We start from the raw sequence: 15,052 nt of genomic DNA on the forward strand, positions 1-15,052 counted from the left end.
TAGATTAAGAATCGACTAAAATTGAGTTTTTCTGAAAGTCTTTCAGCATATCAACTGCCTTGAAAATAAGGTCATGATCCATCTCGTGCACTTCTTCTCCTTTACCTAGGTCAGTCAACAGCATAATGGTCAATTGCCCGCCAAGATGCTCCTGAAATTCCTGCAGTCCTTTGATTAGATTTTCACCGCCTAATTCCGGTGCAAAAAGCTCAAATCCCAACTGCTTAAAAAGCAACACTATCCTATTCAGGTCCGCTGAAGAAATCCAGCCTTTCAGAAAAGAATAGGTGGAATCCAAAACAATCCCTATGGCAACAGCTTCACCATGACGGATTCGGAACTTGCTCAAATGCTCCAGTTTATGCGCCGCCCAGTGCCCAAAATCCAATGGTCTGGATGAGCCGAACTCGAAAGGATCTTTGCCCGCTATATGATCCAGATGCATCTGTGCACAGCGAATGATCAATTCCTTCATGGGCTCCATCTGTCTTCGGGCCAAAGCGGAAGCATGCTCTTCCATCCAGGTAAAAAAGCTCAAATCCTTGATCAAGGCGACTTTGATCGCTTCAGAAATACCTGATCTCCAATCCCGGTCATCCAGGGTCTTGAGAAAATTAAAATCATTCAAAACCGCGTAAGGAGGGGTAAACGTACCTAGATAATTCTTTTTCCCAAAAGCGTTTACGGAGTTTTTCACTCCTACCGCAGAATCGTTTTGGGAAAGTACCGTAGTAGGGATACGGATCAGGCGGATACCCCGATGGGAAATGGCGGCTGCGAAGCCCACCATATCGATCACGGCTCCTCCTCCTATCACGGCGATATACGAGTGCCTGTCTATACCATACAGGTGTGTTGCCTCCACGATCTGTTTATAACTCGCTTCATCATTTTTGCTATCCTCTCCACCTGGTGCTACTATGGGTTCTGTCGCCAAATGATACTTGTCCTTATGAGCTTCTGAATATGCCCTTATCTGATTTAATAATTCAGGATGCGCTGCGGAAACTCCCTCATCCACTATAAACAAAACCCTGGAAAGCCTGTCTTTTGCCAACAACTTTACAAACAGCTCATTGGCTGAATTGAAAATATCTTCTGAGAAGCAGACAGGATACTGATAAGGTACTGCAAATTTTTGTTGGATAACGGTATTCATAGGAAATAGGTGACTAGAGCTTTGTCGTTTGGAACAATACAATTCCGAGGGCCATTTAGTTTATTCTGCTTTAGGTTACAGCAAATTTTTTGGCAAGCCAAAGGGAAATTGGCAACAACAATAATACAATTATTCCAATCTTCCATCCTGCAAAAGCAGCGGCAATTGAAGAGTTGACAATAATTAGGGAAATCACGGCAGCTTTGACGGACTTCCCTATCAATTTTGGTTCCTGTTTGCGTATTGCTTTGACCAATGGCGGAAATAACATGTAGCTAAGCAAGGCCAAAAACGGTAAAACCTCCCATATGTTGGTATGATGAACAATCGGCATATAAGCGATAGCGATTATCACCAACACATACATAAACAATCCCGCATAAAGAGCAGCCTTGTTTTTCCCATGGACTTCACCTCTGCTGATCATGGTAATAGCTGCCACATAGACCAAAGGCAAGAAGCCAAGTGGCCAAAATGTCGTCAGTACCTCTGGAACCACACTGACTCCCAACAATAAATTTCCAGTACGGCAAAGTCCCATATTGAGAGGACCGAAAAAGTACTGGTGCTTACCCCAATAATCATATCCTACAGCTAAAATAGCTACAATCAACGCCAGAACCGCAGAGACCATACTCACCTGGGCAGCAGCTGTCACTCCTAACACCAGCAGCATAAAAGACATCCAGGCAGCAGATTTTTTGCTGACTCTCCCGCTTGGGATGGGTCTTTCCGGCCTTTCTACTGCGTCCAATTCTGAATCAAACACATCATTAAATGCCACACCGCCAGCATACAATCCAATTGTACTCAATGAAAGCCAGGCTAGCTTTGCTATAAATTCACTCGCTTCAATACATCCATCCAGCGAAATGTAAGTCCAGGCACCTGCTACAGCAAAGCCCGCCCAAATATCTGCTACCGCAGTGACTACATTAGCTGGTCGGGTTAGTTGTAAGTATGCAACTATTCGGGATGAACCCATAATCAATTTTCCACTATATCAGAGGAGCCTTCCACTCTTGGAGTCTGCCCACCTCGAAGTACTGAATTCCCGCTCATTTTTTTTGTTTGATCCAACGGTGCGGCATTCAGCCAATCCTGCTCGTCCATCTGTCCACTTTTCCCAAATACCGTCAGGGCATTTTGATAAGTGACTAGTTTGATATGCTCTTCCGGAATACCTGATTTTCTCATTAGATCAGCTGTTTTTGGCACGGCTAGCGGATCGGAAATCCCCCAATCCGCAGCGGAATTAACGATTATTCGCTCCGGGCCATATTGCTTCACGATCTCCACCATACGGGCAGAGCCCATTTTGGTATGGGGATAAATGGTAAAACCAGCATAATAACCACGCTCCAAAACCTCCTTCACTGTCTCTTCATTGTTATGATCTACTATCACCATACTTGGGTCAAGGCCATGCTCCTCGGACACGTCCATGCTTCGGATGGTACCCTTTCGCTTATCCCGGTGTGGCGTATGGATCAGTACTGGGAGATCCACGTCTTTTGCCAATTCCAGTTGAAGTCTATAAAATTTATCCTCTGCTTCGGTCTGATCGTCGTAGCCGATTTCTCCTATCGCTACCACACCTTCTTTTCCTACATATAGCGGCAGAAGCTCCATGACCTGTTCTGCCAAAGGCTCATTGTTTGCTTCCTTAGAATTCAGTCCCATGGTACAGTAATGCACGATCCCAAACTGACTGGCACGAAAACGCTCCCAGCCCACTAGAGTACTGAAGTAATCTTTGAAGCTACCCACTTCAGTTCGTGGCTGACCCAGCCAAAAAGCCGGTTCGATCACCGCTACTATTCCCGCTTTACGCATGGCTTCGTAGTCATCTGTGGTACGGGAAACAACGTGAATGTGAGGATCTATATACATACTTACTGTTTTTTTAATGAAATGTAAAATTAAGAATTATACCCGGGTACGCTGAAATTCCTCTCCTATGTTTCTCCAGGCGATGGCATCCATATCCAAGGAAGCCAGCAACTCAGCATGAGCCTGAAGTAAATGCTCAGCGGGTTTGAATGCAGATTCCCGCATTGCCAAAAGAGCGGCCTTCATCTGAAGTTCATCCTTGCTTTCCAAGGTTTTCTTTAGATCAGCGAGATACATCTCATTCACAAATGGAGAAACTAACCTCCAAATCTCCGGCATAACATCCCTGCCGGCAGCCCATCGCTCATGCGCAAAATCCCTTGCTATAGCAGCCAAGGCAGGATTTCTTCTCTCTTCCAGACCTTGGATCTTGTAAAGTGGCCGCTGCATGAAGATTGCCTTCAGCACCATCTGGTTCCAATTGGCTTCAGGAAAATATTTTTCCGGAAAAGGATTATTAAGCGCAATTGCATCAAAAACAAGCGAGATGTTTGTTCTAAGGCCATCAATTGCCCTAGGTATCAAATCCTCCTGAAAAGGCAGGACAGGTAAGGCTCCAAAAAGCGCTTGATGCTCATGCATATCAGCAGTCTCGAACAGTTGGTTTATGGTGTTGAACCAAATATCTTTTTCTGCATGGTAACTCAGCAAGAGAACCGTTCTGGCGGCTTGCAGTTCATCCCAAAATTGAGGTTGAAAACCTACTATCAACTTTCCTGCTTCCTCTACTTGTGCTTCAGAAAGACTCAACTGATTTTTCTTGAAGAATCGGGAAGCCTGGCTAAAAGCCAAGAACAAATGAGAGGGTACAGCCTCGGATGTGATTTTTCGGGTTTGCTTCTCCAGCCAGTCCAAACCTTTGGGGTTATCCCGGCTCTGGAGCAATTTGTTCAGAAAAGCACTTACTTGATCTTGCATAATGAAAGTTGCCTGTTTGCAGTGGGGTCTGCATGATTTGATTGGCTAAAATTGGCGGAAATCTATCAGAATATCCAATCACATAATGCTCAACGGTTGTAAAAAGTGCGATTTCTGACAAAAATCATCTTCTCACAAATTCAGTGGAGGGTTTTCCTGTTTTTAGCTGATTTTTTTTGGACTTTTATACTGAGATCAAATCGAAAAGAATAACATTGTTTCGAAAGGAGCAGGCACCGCTTTAAATGATCAAGTCGCCTTGCCTTCTTTAATGGAAATTAATTATGACAGTTAGTTCAATTTTTATTTCACTCTGTGGACTAGGCTGGATCATCGCCTATGTTGAGGCGTTACGGGTAGGTTTCAGGGACAAATCTTATGGGATCCCATTTCTCACGCTCGCATTGAACTTCTCCTGGGAAGTGTACTATACTTACCAAGGCTACCTAGTGTTTGGTTCTCATGTCTCCACCTACGTCAATTGCTTTTGGGTTCTGCTGGATGTCGGGATACTGTACACCTACTTTAAATATGGTATTAATGAGGTGAAGGCGGGAAAAGTCGCCTTCTATTTACAGGGAATTGCTTTTCTTATAGTCTGCTTTGTGATACAGCATGTGGCCTTTCAACAACTTGGAATCGTCAATGGAGCCCTTTATGTGGGTTATCTGATCAATTTTTTGATGTCCTTCCTGTTTGTACGAATGTACTTTCGCCGGCCGGACTTGAAAGGGCAAAGCCTGCTTATCGCCATACCCAAATGCATAGGCACTTTCTCTACCACTATTTTATTTGGAATAATAGGAAGCAAGACCGCCGGGGGAGTTCACGAACCTATTCTCTACATAGGACTGATCATCGTTGTGACTGACCTATTTTATATTTACTTGGTGACCAAAAAATGGAGAGAACTTAGGTCTATGTCGAAGAAGAAATTTTAAATTACCCGGGACACAAGTTGATATTCCAATTGACTTTTTAAGGACAATAATTTAGGACAATGGAATTAACACAGCAACATATCGAAGAAATCGCCGAATTTCTGGAATGTGGTATGGTCTGCTACTTTCACAAACCTACCGGTGAAATAGAACCCACAAAAAAGCAGAATAGCAATTACTCACCCCCCAATCGCAATCATACTTCTGTTATCCGAGTGAAGCGCAGGATCTGATAATTTTTCCATGCTGTCCATCCCGGCACGGACGGCTTTTTTATTGAGAATAGATTCCAAGATAAGTCTTTCCACATCCTCACCGGCTCGCATAGCCCCGAGCAAATCGGTTTCATGATTGGAAAAAAGGCAATTTTTTATTTTCCCATTGGCAGTCAGGCGAATCCTGTTGCAGGTGCCGCAGAAAGGATTGGTCACCGAAGAAATTATCCCAAACTCTCCCGTATAACCTGCGATTTTGAACTTGCGTGCGGTGAAATTATCCTCATCCGGCAAAGAGGCTAGTTGAGCGGTGCCGTAATGCCCCCCCAACTGATCCAATATTTCCTTTTCAGATACCATCTTGGATTTGTCCCAGCGATTGCCGTCAAAAGGCATAAATTCTATAAATCGGACAGAAACCCTAAAATCCTTGGTCAGTTCTACCAGATCGACCAACTCATCGTCATTGATTCCTCTGATCAGGACGGAGTTGATCTTCATATCAAAACCCCGGTCATGAAGTAGCCGGAAATTATCCAGCGTTTTCTGAAAGCCCGGTCGCCTGGTAAGCTCCTGAAAACGGGCCTCCTTCAGGGTATCCAGACTGAAATTGATCTTTTTGATCCCTAGTGTCTGAAGGGCATCCACATGTCTATCTACAAGCAAGCCATTGGTGGTAATTGATATTTCCACCGGCAGTTTTGCCAATCCTTCCAGAATAATTCCAATATCCTTGCGAAGCAGAGGCTCTCCACCTGTAAGGCGGATTTTGGTAACACCAAGTCCCACGAAGATCCGGGCAAATTCCAGAACCTCTTCAGCGTTCATGATTGAGGCTTTGGGACTAAGTGCGATTCCCTCGGCGGGCATACAGTAACTACAGCGCAGATTGCACTTTTCGATCAGGGAAATCCTCAAATAATTGTGGACTCTCCCAAACCGGTCTTTTAGCTCCTTTATCTTACCCGACTGAGTCATGATTTGCTCCTTTTAAAATAGAAAATACATGCAATAAATGCGGGAATACCGCATCCATAGACTCTTTGGCTCCATTAGTAGATCCCGGCAAAGCAAGGATCACACTATCGCCGATGGTGCCCGCCACCGACCTGGAAAGCATAGCATAAGGCATCATTTTTTGGCCATAACTTCTGATAGCTTCTTCTATTCCCGGAATTCTTCGCTCCAAAATAGGCTCCAAAGCTTCAGGTGTCACGTCCCGTGCCGACAATCCTGTCCCTCCTGTAAAGATCACCAATTGGTTTTTCTCCGATAGCTCCAGGGCTCTGCTCCTGATCAGCTCAAGTTCATCCGGAATCACCTCATAAGAGCTTACCTCTACGTTGTGTGATCTCAACTTATCCACAATCACTTTCCCTGCCCGGTCTTCTTTGATTCCTTTGGAAATGGAATCAGAACATACAATTATAGCAGCCTGAATAGTTTTTGGGGTTTTGTCTTTGAAACTGGATTTACCTCCTTTTTTCTCTACCAACCCGATCTCGCGGATAACAATTCCCTTATCGATAGGTTTCAGCATGTCGTACATGGTCAGCGCTATCACAGATGCACCGTGCATGGCTTCCACTTCCACGCCGGTTTTGTACACAGTTTTCACTGTGATGAAAATCCGGATCTCCAGCCCATCAATCTCGTATTCTACAGCAGTGTATTCCACAGGCAGCGGATGGCAATCGGGAATGGTAATATGGGTGTTTTTCACCGCGAACAGACCCGCCACCTTCGCCATTTCAAAGACATTTCCCTTAGGGACACGATTCTCCACTACCGCAGCTATGGTTTCTTCTGAACTCACCTGCACTATCGCCTGCGCTTTTGCTGTGCGGAGCGTGGTTACTTTATGTGTGATATCTACCATTAACTTATAATATTGTCCACAAATATGCCAGAAGCCAAAAACCCTTTAGCCAGTCGGTCAAAAGACCGAAGCCCGGTGACCGAAGCGGTCGCAATGATACTGCTCACTCGAATCTTATACTGAGTTATTCGCTTGCTGACAAAGAAATTTATATTCATAATAAAATTTCAACTATTAACTTTCCATTGGTGGTCTGCATTATCGAGAATCTCCTTACCGAAGATAGGAACCTTTTCTTTCACCTGATTCACGAGCCATTCAGTCGCCTGATAGACCTGCTTCCTACGCTTGGAAGATACAAAGACGAAAATGCAGATCTCCCCGACCTTTACTATTCCCAAGCTATGGTAGATGTGCAAACAAGTCAGATCGAACTTTTCAAAAGCCGCTTCCCTGATCTCATGAAGCTTTTCATTGGCCATTTCTTCATAGCTGGTATATTCTATAGCTACTACCTGCTGGTCTCCGACTTCATCGGCCCTAACCTGGCCTAGAAAAATATTGTGCGCCCCAATGCTGTGCTTGCCTTGATGCTTCGCTATGGAATCCGCTATAAATTCAGGGGAAATCGCCCCCTCAAGAAATACTTTTTTCATCTTTAGTTCAATTTTGCTATTTACCTAAATTTAAGACCGAGGTGGTTTTGAGCTTATAATGATGCCTCTCCTGCCTTCGCCCTCCTGATTTCGGTCAACAAATCCTTCGCTCCTCCTCGTATCAACTTCAACTTTCTGAATCCCATTCGATAAAGCAAATCAGCTGCTTTTCTGCTTCGAATACCTGATTGGCAATATATCCGAATCTCTACATTTCGATCCAAGCTATCCGCTTCTTGTGGTAATGAAGAAAGAGGGATATGCAGTCCATTTTCCAAATTTACCTGAGGTGATTCCCCTGATTCCCGTACATCCAGTAGCAATGCTTCACCCAGAAGCGATTCAGCAGGCGACAACATTTCAAATGAAACAGAAATATGAGATTTTTTAGATGCAGGCACATTACCGAATTCAAACACTTGCTGGGAATTGTTCAGTAGATTATAAATCAGCAATTTCCCTGAAAGCACCTCGCCAATCCCCAATATAATTTTCATCGCTTCGTTTGCCTGCAGCATCCCGATCAAACCTACCGTGACACCCAGCACACCCGCCTCAGCACAATTAGGGGCAGCTCCATTCTCTTCCGGGAAAATATCCCGGTAAGTCGGCCCGCCTTCGAAATTGAAGACCGAAACCTGACCTTGAAACTGATGGATGGATCCATAAACAAAGGGCTTACCGCAAGTGAGGCAGGTATCATCGATCACATACCGGATAAATAAATTATCCGTGGCATCTATGACCAGATCAAAGCCCGAGAAGGTTTCTGCAGCATTTTTGGCAGTCAAAAACTCTTCAAATACCGATATTTCTATTCCCGGGTTGGTTTTGATAATAGAATTGGCAGCTTCTTTTGCCTTGGAAAGCCCCAGCTGCTCGGAAGAGTAAAGGATTTGCCTGTGGAGATTGGATTCTTCGATTGTATCCCCATCTATGATACCGATTTTCCCGATGCCGGCAGCCGCAAGATAGGGCAAAACAGCGCATCCCAAGCCACCTGCTCCTACAACCAGCACCCTACTTGCCTTTAACTTTTGCTGGCCGGAAGTCCCTATGCCAGGCAGGATGATTTGTCGCTGGTACCGCTCCATCTTATCCTCCCGCAAATGGTGGAAGCAAAGCTATTTCGTCAGCTTCAGAAATAGTCAACACCCGCTGTCTGGAGACAATTTTACGATTAACGGCTACCTGAAACTGAAATTTCCTCAGACCATATTTTGCATCCAGCAAGCTGAGCAGCTCCTCCAGCTTCATAGATTTCACGTCCAGGATTTCTGAGTCGCTTTGAGCAGCTTCCGCAATATTTCCAAAATAGTTCACAGTAATCATAGCATCAAGTTAATATAGATCTCCCAGATTAATTAGTAAAAGGCAAGGTATTCAAGTTTTGGAAGATGAATTCATCGTCTAAAACCCAGTCTTCCCGTACTTGCTTTCTCACTCTCGCAAGATGGACCACCTCTCCTATAACGATCACCGCCGGAGCTTTTATTGCTTCATTTTCACTGAGCTCGACGATGTTTTGAATGGTACCCACGACTTCTTTCTGCTCAGCTTTTGTCCCATCCTGAATGATTGCTACCGGTATATCTGCTTTCCCAAAGGAGGTATAGATATCAGCAATCTCAGCTAGCTTACCCATTCCCATCAGTACCACCACCGTGGCGGAGGACTGAGCAGCCAGGGAAAGATCTTTTGAAAGTGTCCTATCGCTGGTAGTGCCTGTGATCACCCAGAAACTTTCAGCTACTCCCCGGCTGGTAACCGGAATTCCTATAGAGGCCGGCACTGCTATACTGGAAGATATTCCAGGGATCACTTCCACCTCGATTCCTTTTTCTACAGCATAGATCTCTTCTTCTTTTCCCCTGCCAAAAACAAAAGGATCACCGCCCTTAACCCGCACAACATGACCAAATTCTGTGGCATAATCCACAATAAGTTCGTTGATCTCATCCTGGGTATGACTATGGTTTCCCTGCCTTTTTCCCACAAAAACAAGTAGAGCCCTATTGGCGTGTTCAAGGATTTCCTCATTCACAAGAGAATCGTACAGCACTACATCAGCCCCATTCAGTGCTTTGACCGCCTTGAGAGTCAGTAGTTCAGGATCACCAGGCCCAGCGCCTAGCAGGGTGATTTTCGGGGATTTTCCGGTTATAGTCTTCATTTGTCTAATAGGTTTAGTGAAAGCAATTCGGATTTACTGTTGATGTTCTGCACAAGGGGTTTCTGATCCGCGTTGATTTGGATTTTTTGGTGCGAAATCATATTGACCAGAGCGCAAAGTTTCAGTTTGTTGGCTGAAATCGCATTTTCGAAGGTTTTTGAGGCTGTTTTATTGTAAACACCAATCAACGGATAATCATTTCTTCCATCGCTGATAAAAGTGACCGGAGAGTCATTCTTTGCAGATTCCGCCACTATCGTGGATAATAATCCTGTGGAAATCTTAGGTATATCGCAACTGAGGATCAGATTCCGCCTCGTCTTACTGTGATTCAATGCGGTATATATTCCACCTACGGGCCCTTTGTCAGCATAAATATCCTCGATCATTGGCAAGCCCACAAGACTGTAATCCCCATTGCTGGTCACCAGGATAATATCTGCTGTGATGGGCATAACGGCTTCTATTATCCAGCGTATAAAAGGCTTGCCTTTGTAAAGCACCAATCCCTTTTCCGACTGCATACGGGTGCTTTTACCGCCGCAGAGTACGTAAGCTGTGATATCTGCAGAAAATTTCATCCTTGGATTATTAGCCTTAATTCTATTATTAATTTCTGTTTATAGGTAGAAATAGCACTTTCTCTCCTGCTTCCAGAATTTGCTTATCGGCCGGGACCAGTACCAGCGCATTGCCCAAAGCGTAGGAAATCAACATGCTGGATGCTTGTTTGGGATATATTTCCAATTCTCCATTCACCTCGGAACCGAGTATAAACAAGGTTTTCCCAAACTTGTTGAAGGTACGGTGCTTGAGAACCCCTGTCTGAAAATCCAAGTCGAAATCCGGATTTCCTGTCATGATTTTCAAGGCGGATAGGACATAAATCAGAAAACAGGTCAGTGAAGAAGCGGGATTGCCGGGTAAAGCAAAAACAAGCTTCTCCTCCTTCTTTCCAAACCAAATAGGCTTTCCCGGTTTTTGATTTACCTTATAGAAAATCTCCCGGACATGGTTTGCTTGCAAGGCTTCATTTACAAAGTCGTAATCTCCCACTGAGATCCCACCCGAAATCAACAACATATCAGATTCCAGTCCCTGGGCTACTACTCTGATGGTGGACTCTAGGTCATCCTGCACTTTTAAAATCCGCACTGAACCATATCCTCTTGATTTCAGTGCGGACTCCAGCATGATCGCATTACTCTCGTAAATGGCCCCAGGCTTCAGAGGTGTTCCAGGCTCCTGAAGTTCATTTCCGGTTACGATGAGGGTAATTTTGGGTTTGTTAAAGACTAAAACCTCCGTGATTCCAAAGCTGGCCAAAAAACCAATAATTGAATCGTTGATTTTGGTGCCTGCAGACAGCACATGCTCCCCTGCTTGAATCTGCTCTCCGATCTCCCTCACATTGGCTCCCTTTTCAGGAATAGTTTGGATTGTGATCCTCCCGTTCCCAGCCTGCACATGCTCTTGCATGATTACTGTATCGGCGGAATCAGGGACAGGAGCTCCGGTAAATATCCTTACCGCCTGGTTGGCCGCCAGTTCAAAAACCTTGTTATCGCCGGCCTTGCATTCTCCGATTACCTCCAGGTCTAGCTCCCCACCACTTCGAAACGCATAGCCATCCATGGCAGATTGCCGAAATGGCGGCAAACTAATAGGAGCGACTAGATCCTCTGCCAGAAAACACCCATAAGAATCCCTTAGAGCCATCCCGACTGCAGGTAATTTTGCCGTATGGGCTTTGATTAGATCTAGTGCTTCGGATACTGATATCATCTTGTTTTGAAATCTTGGCTAAACTTAATAATAATTACGTAAAAATACTTATTTTTCTACGTATTTTTTTAATGAAAGCAGAGATTATTCTGTAGAAATCTGCTTTTGGATTCAAGCTGCGGGAATTTTTGCTCAAAAAAAAACGCTAATCAAAGCGTTTTTATAAAGAGTTAGGAATATGGCTTACCAGCTTCCTCCGGCTCCACCACCTCCGAAGCTACCACCACCGAAACCTCCAAAACCGCCACCGCTGCCGCCGCCAAATCCTCCTCCACCAAAGCCGCCTCCGGATCTTCTGCCTCCACCACCCAGCATCCCAGCCAGCATGATCGTAGTCCACAGATCCACTCCTCCACCTCTTCCTCCCATGTGGTTGTCGTTATCGTTGCGGTTTTTGAGCAGGGGAAGTATCACGAAAAGGAAGATAAAAAACAAGATCATAAATATGGCACCACCACTGTTGCCTTTGGACTCCACCTCCTCAGCGGTATATTCTCCCGAAGCCAATTTGAAGATCATATCAGTCGCTTCATTCAAACCTTCGTAGTAGGCTTCTCGACGGAAATTGGGCAAAATCAGGTTCTCCACGATACGTTTGGCCAAGGCATCAGGTACTGCCCCTTCCATACCATATCCCGTGGCGATAAATACTTTGCGGTCATCCATAGCTGCCAGGATCAGGATTCCGTTGTCATTTGCACCTCCTCCTATACCCCAGGATTCACCCAGCCGGAATGCGTAATCAGCAATATCGTATTGCCCCACAGATCGCATCATCACAATGGCGATCTGGGTAGAGGTGCTGTCATTATAAGCGACCAATTTTCTTTCCAGCTGGTTAGTTTCAGCAGAGGAAAGCGTATTCGTGAAATCATTCACCAGCTTGGGTGGATTGGGCACAGGAGGAAAATCCTGGGCTTGTAGTCCAAGGGTGAAAAACAGAAAAAGAAATACTATGGGGCGGATTTTAGGATCCAAAAGAAATCTCATCAGGAAGTTCGTTTATGTCTGAATCACCCTGATACGGGAAATGCTGTCCAAGTTGCTCGCCGGCCATGTGAATGCCGTCGATCAGACCTTGTGTAAATTGGCCTTTTTTAAAACAACTGGCCATGTGTTCTTTAATATTCTCCCAGAAATCATCTGGGACTACTTCGTTGATTCCTTTGTCGCCTAAAATCGCAAAGCGATGATCAACTACCGCAAGGTAAAAAAGCACACCATTTCGGTCTTTGGTCTGATACATCTTAAGTGTATCAAAAACCTTCACCGCACGATCTAGCACATCGCCTTTGCAGCGGCTTTCTATATGAACCTGTATCTCTCCGGAAGTGGAAACTTCGGCAGACCGTATGGCATTGACAATAGCCTCACGGTCTGCTTTTGAGAATAATTTCTCAGCCATAATTGAATAGTGATTAAAACTGGACAGTAGGAGCATTCTCAGCTCCTGCGGATGCTTCGAAGTAACCCTTCTGTTCAAATCCATACCAACCTGCAAAGATATTGTTCGGGAAAGTCCTCAGATTGGAATTGAAATCCTGCACAGACTGGTTGAAATTTCGTCTGGCCACGGCTATTCTGTTCTCTGTGCCTTCGAGCTGCGCCTGCAGTTCAAGGAAATTCTGATTTGCTTTGAGCTCTGGATAGCGCTCCACACTCACCAATAATCGCCCCAAAGCCCCGGAAAGCTGATCTTGTGCCCCCTGGAATTCAGCTAATTTCTCAGGAGTAAGATTAGACGCATCCACGTTCACTGCGGTGGCTTTTGCCCGAGCCTCGATCACCCCGGTCAATGTCTCCTGCTCAAAATCCGCATAGCCTTTTACGGTATTCACCAGATTTGGAATCAGATCTGATCTACGTTGATATTGTGTTTCTACCTCAGCCCACTGCCCATTGATCACCTCTTCTTTTTGGACAAAAGTATTATAGGTCCCCACGGCCTTAGTGTAGATAAAAACACCTACGACCACCAAAATCAGAATAGGAATAAGGAATTTTTTCATATGTTTATAATTGTTTTTTTAGGTCATATGGAATCTTTGACGATTAAAATAATCATTGCCATATGTATTTTAATGATGATTTCAATCGTGTCGATTTCATGTGTTTATAATTGTTTTTTAGACTAGGTTACTCACGGATTTGCGAAAAAGAGGTTTCCTTCATTTCTCCATGTTTTATTCAAAATTACCCTTATTTAAATTAACTTCTGTCCTAAAAGCATTTAAATCTGCCTCTTCAGCTCGAAGCTAAACTTGTGGTCTTCGTACTTAGTCAAATCATCCCCCTCATAGCGACGTACTTCCACTTCTACTTTTTTACCCTGTTCAGATCGCAATAATTTATTGATATCAGACAGCTCCCAGAAGAAGGTAGGGACATTATTTATCATAAGCACTTCATCATAAGCCTTTATCCCCACACGCTGGGCAGGAGATCCTGGCCTTATCTCTGAAATATAGATCCTGTTATCATCATTCGGGATCTTCCTCAACGTCATACCACTCATGTCAAATTGGAAAGGGGCGAAGAAATTATCCGCCCGTTGTACCAGCAGGCGATTTCTGGGATAATCAAAAATCAGTTTGGTGCGGCCCAAGACCTCGGCGCCCAGGCTCCCAAAGCGGCCGGAATCTTTGATCACATAGCTGAAAGGTGTTTCATCTGGGTAGGAGGTCAGTACTTCAGTCAGTTTCAAATTTGCAAAACTAAGCGATTCAACCCTGCCCATATAACCAACCAACATTCCTCCCAGACTCTGACCCAAAGCAGACTCTATGAACAGGGGTGGCATGGTGATCGCTTCGGTAGTTTCCCTGTTCAGCAAAAGCCCATGGTTAGCTCCTGTATCGATGAGCAATTTGGGAAAAAGAACAGAGCCGTCCTTCTGCTTCACCTTTGCCCGAATATAAGGCTTGTTTTCTTCTATAGAGAGATGTGTTCTTCGATAGAACAAAGGCTTCCACCTCAATGCGTCATGTCTATAAAAGGTCATCAATCCATTGTCATAATCTATTTTGACCGGATTGAATTTGAAAAACTCATAACCTATTATTCCATAAATGGGAACTCCGATGACAGATTCCAGCTCCAAAAACTCCTGCTCCAGCACCAATAAACTCTGAAAAATCCCTTCTACGGATCCTAAATCAAAATGGTTGATAGGGGAAACAGAAGCCATCAGATCATCTTTGCCATCTGCCCCCACTAGTTTCAGTCTCCTCGTATATTCCAAACCTAACGCGTCACCTAAATTCTTGCTGAACAGAATATTGGAGCGGACACCGGTATCCACAAGGAAGTTGAGTGGGGTATGGCCATTGATTGATACAGGAATAATGATGAGACTGTTTGAAGGATAAAACGGGACAACGACCTTGCGCTGTTCTTCTTTCATAAAAAAACCCGGCACTTGTGCCAAGCATCTTATCTGTATAGCTACAAGGATGAACAGAAAAGCGAGAATGCTTTTATACATAAATTTTAA

17 protein-coding genes are annotated in these 15,052 nt (G+C 44.5%); 1 reads left to right on the forward strand and 16 read right to left on the reverse strand.

The features are described 5' to 3' along the window. Nucleotides 1-4: 4 nt before the first annotated feature. From LZF95_RS14615 to LZF95_RS14630, 4 genes are all read right to left on the reverse strand, one after another. Nucleotides 5-1,159 carry a 3-dehydroquinate synthase gene (locus LZF95_RS14615; RefSeq protein WP_233755836.1) on the reverse strand — a complete coding sequence of 385 codons (1,155 nt, stop codon included), beginning with the start codon at nucleotides 1,157-1,159 and terminating at the stop codon, nucleotides 5-7. Between the two features lie 70 nt (nucleotides 1,160-1,229). Further along, a complete protein-coding gene (gene eboC / locus LZF95_RS14620) occupies nucleotides 1,230-2,144 on the reverse strand; it encodes a UbiA-like protein EboC (RefSeq protein ID WP_233755837.1) in 915 nt (304 codons plus the stop codon). A gap of 2 nt (nucleotides 2,145-2,146) precedes the next feature. Continuing rightward, nucleotides 2,147-3,052: a TatD family hydrolase gene (locus LZF95_RS14625; RefSeq protein WP_233755838.1), complete on the reverse strand. Its 906-nt coding sequence runs from the start codon at nucleotides 3,050-3,052 to the stop codon at nucleotides 2,147-2,149. A 36-nt stretch (nucleotides 3,053-3,088) separates the two neighbouring features. Beyond that, nucleotides 3,089-3,970, reverse strand: a complete 882-nt coding sequence (locus LZF95_RS14630) for an EboA domain-containing protein (protein ID WP_233755839.1) — start codon at nucleotides 3,968-3,970, stop codon at nucleotides 3,089-3,091. Between the two features lie 284 nt (nucleotides 3,971-4,254). On the opposite strand from LZF95_RS14630, the gene LZF95_RS14635 reads away from it, so the two are divergent. Beyond that, nucleotides 4,255-4,911 carry a hypothetical protein gene (locus LZF95_RS14635; protein WP_233755840.1) on the forward strand — a complete coding sequence of 219 codons (657 nt, stop codon included), beginning with the start codon at nucleotides 4,255-4,257 and terminating at the stop codon, nucleotides 4,909-4,911. A gap of 179 nt (nucleotides 4,912-5,090) precedes the next feature. Here the strand turns inward: LZF95_RS14635 and moaA are convergent, their stop codons facing one another. The 12 genes from moaA to LZF95_RS14695 all read right to left on the reverse strand — a co-directional run bounded on the left by moaA (nucleotide 5,091) and on the right by LZF95_RS14695 (nucleotide 15,043). Then, nucleotides 5,091-6,104 carry a GTP 3',8-cyclase MoaA gene (gene moaA, locus LZF95_RS14640; protein ID WP_233755841.1) on the reverse strand — a complete coding sequence of 338 codons (1,014 nt, stop codon included), beginning with the start codon at nucleotides 6,102-6,104 and terminating at the stop codon, nucleotides 5,091-5,093. Then, nucleotides 6,088-7,005 (reverse strand): bifunctional molybdenum cofactor biosynthesis protein MoaC/MoaB, encoded by a 918-nt coding sequence (moaCB, locus tag LZF95_RS14645; RefSeq protein ID WP_233755842.1) that lies wholly within the window; start codon nucleotides 7,003-7,005, stop codon nucleotides 6,088-6,090. The genes moaA and moaCB overlap by 17 nt, the downstream gene beginning before the upstream one ends. Before the next feature lie 167 nt (nucleotides 7,006-7,172). Next, a complete protein-coding gene (locus LZF95_RS14650; RefSeq protein ID WP_233755843.1) occupies nucleotides 7,173-7,601 on the reverse strand; it encodes a molybdenum cofactor biosynthesis protein MoaE in 429 nt (142 codons plus the stop codon). 53 nt (nucleotides 7,602-7,654) lie between these two features. Further along, on the reverse strand, nucleotides 7,655-8,710 hold the full coding sequence (locus tag LZF95_RS14655) for a HesA/MoeB/ThiF family protein (RefSeq protein ID WP_233755844.1): 1,056 nt from the start codon (nucleotides 8,708-8,710) through the stop codon (nucleotides 7,655-7,657). Next, the gene (locus LZF95_RS14660; protein WP_233755845.1) at nucleotides 8,697-8,933 is read right to left on the reverse strand and encodes a MoaD/ThiS family protein; all 237 of its coding nucleotides are present in this window, start codon (nucleotides 8,931-8,933) and stop codon (nucleotides 8,697-8,699) included. The genes LZF95_RS14655 and LZF95_RS14660 overlap by 14 nt, the downstream gene beginning before the upstream one ends. A 28-nt stretch (nucleotides 8,934-8,961) precedes the next feature. Continuing rightward, nucleotides 8,962-9,774: a uroporphyrinogen-III C-methyltransferase gene (gene cobA / locus LZF95_RS14665; protein WP_233755846.1), complete on the reverse strand. Its 813-nt coding sequence runs from the start codon at nucleotides 9,772-9,774 to the stop codon at nucleotides 8,962-8,964. Continuing rightward, complete coding sequence (locus tag LZF95_RS14670) at nucleotides 9,771-10,355, reverse strand: molybdenum cofactor guanylyltransferase (protein WP_233755847.1); 585 nt, start codon at nucleotides 10,353-10,355, stop codon at nucleotides 9,771-9,773. The genes cobA and LZF95_RS14670 overlap by 4 nt, the downstream gene beginning before the upstream one ends. A gap of 28 nt (nucleotides 10,356-10,383) precedes the next feature. After that, a complete protein-coding gene (gene glp / locus LZF95_RS14675; RefSeq protein ID WP_233755848.1) occupies nucleotides 10,384-11,559 on the reverse strand; it encodes a gephyrin-like molybdotransferase Glp in 1,176 nt (391 codons plus the stop codon). A gap of 183 nt (nucleotides 11,560-11,742) precedes the next feature. Then, nucleotides 11,743-12,549 carry a YgcG family protein gene (locus LZF95_RS14680; protein WP_233755849.1) on the reverse strand — a complete coding sequence of 269 codons (807 nt, stop codon included), beginning with the start codon at nucleotides 12,547-12,549 and terminating at the stop codon, nucleotides 11,743-11,745. Next, entirely contained in the window at nucleotides 12,527-12,964 is a 438-nt protein-coding gene (locus LZF95_RS14685) for a TPM domain-containing protein (protein WP_233755850.1), read from the reverse strand. The genes LZF95_RS14680 and LZF95_RS14685 overlap by 23 nt, the downstream gene beginning before the upstream one ends. A gap of 13 nt (nucleotides 12,965-12,977) precedes the next feature. Further along, nucleotides 12,978-13,568 (reverse strand): LemA family protein, encoded by a 591-nt coding sequence (locus LZF95_RS14690; protein ID WP_233755851.1) that lies wholly within the window; start codon nucleotides 13,566-13,568, stop codon nucleotides 12,978-12,980. 221 nt (nucleotides 13,569-13,789) lie between these two features. Continuing rightward, nucleotides 13,790-15,043: an aspartyl protease family protein gene (locus LZF95_RS14695; RefSeq protein ID WP_233755852.1), complete on the reverse strand. Its 1,254-nt coding sequence runs from the start codon at nucleotides 15,041-15,043 to the stop codon at nucleotides 13,790-13,792. Between the last annotated feature and the right edge of the window lie 9 nt (nucleotides 15,044-15,052).

The sequence above is a fragment of the Algoriphagus sp. AGSA1 genome, from assembly GCF_021390545.1.
Classification (GTDB): Bacteria; Bacteroidota; Bacteroidia; order Cytophagales; family Cyclobacteriaceae; genus Algoriphagus.

Coding starts and splice junctions, on each gene's coding strand:
- LZF95_RS14680 (WP_233755849.1), bottom strand. CDS start 12,549: ATGAGATTTCTTTTGGATCCTAAAATCCGCCCCATAGTATTTCTTTTT.
- LZF95_RS14625 (WP_233755838.1), bottom strand. CDS start 3,052: ATGTATATAGATCCTCACATTCACGTTGTTTCCCGTACCACAGATGAC.
- LZF95_RS14685 (WP_233755850.1), bottom strand. CDS start 12,964: ATGGCTGAGAAATTATTCTCAAAAGCAGACCGTGAGGCTATTGTCAAT.
- cobA (WP_233755846.1), bottom strand. CDS start 9,774: ATGAAGACTATAACCGGAAAATCCCCGAAAATCACCCTGCTAGGCGCT.
- LZF95_RS14670 (WP_233755847.1), bottom strand. CDS start 10,355: ATGAAATTTTCTGCAGATATCACAGCTTACGTACTCTGCGGCGGTAAA.
- eboC (WP_233755837.1), bottom strand. CDS start 2,144: ATGGGTTCATCCCGAATAGTTGCATACTTACAACTAACCCGACCAGCT.
- glp (WP_233755848.1), bottom strand. CDS start 11,559: ATGATATCAGTATCCGAAGCACTAGATCTAATCAAAGCCCATACGGCA.
- moaCB (WP_233755842.1), bottom strand. CDS start 7,005: ATGGTAGATATCACACATAAAGTAACCACGCTCCGCACAGCAAAAGCG.
- LZF95_RS14630 (WP_233755839.1), bottom strand. CDS start 3,970: ATGCAAGATCAAGTAAGTGCTTTTCTGAACAAATTGCTCCAGAGCCGG.
- LZF95_RS14650 (WP_233755843.1), bottom strand. CDS start 7,601: ATGAAAAAAGTATTTCTTGAGGGGGCGATTTCCCCTGAATTTATAGCG.
- moaA (WP_233755841.1), bottom strand. CDS start 6,104: ATGACTCAGTCGGGTAAGATAAAGGAGCTAAAAGACCGGTTTGGGAGA.
- LZF95_RS14695 (WP_233755852.1), bottom strand. CDS start 15,043: ATGTATAAAAGCATTCTCGCTTTTCTGTTCATCCTTGTAGCTATACAG.
- LZF95_RS14635 (WP_233755840.1), top strand. CDS start 4,255: ATGACAGTTAGTTCAATTTTTATTTCACTCTGTGGACTAGGCTGGATC.
- LZF95_RS14690 (WP_233755851.1), bottom strand. CDS start 13,568: ATGAAAAAATTCCTTATTCCTATTCTGATTTTGGTGGTCGTAGGTGTT.
- LZF95_RS14615 (WP_233755836.1), bottom strand. CDS start 1,159: ATGAATACCGTTATCCAACAAAAATTTGCAGTACCTTATCAGTATCCT.
- LZF95_RS14660 (WP_233755845.1), bottom strand. CDS start 8,933: ATGATTACTGTGAACTATTTTGGAAATATTGCGGAAGCTGCTCAAAGC.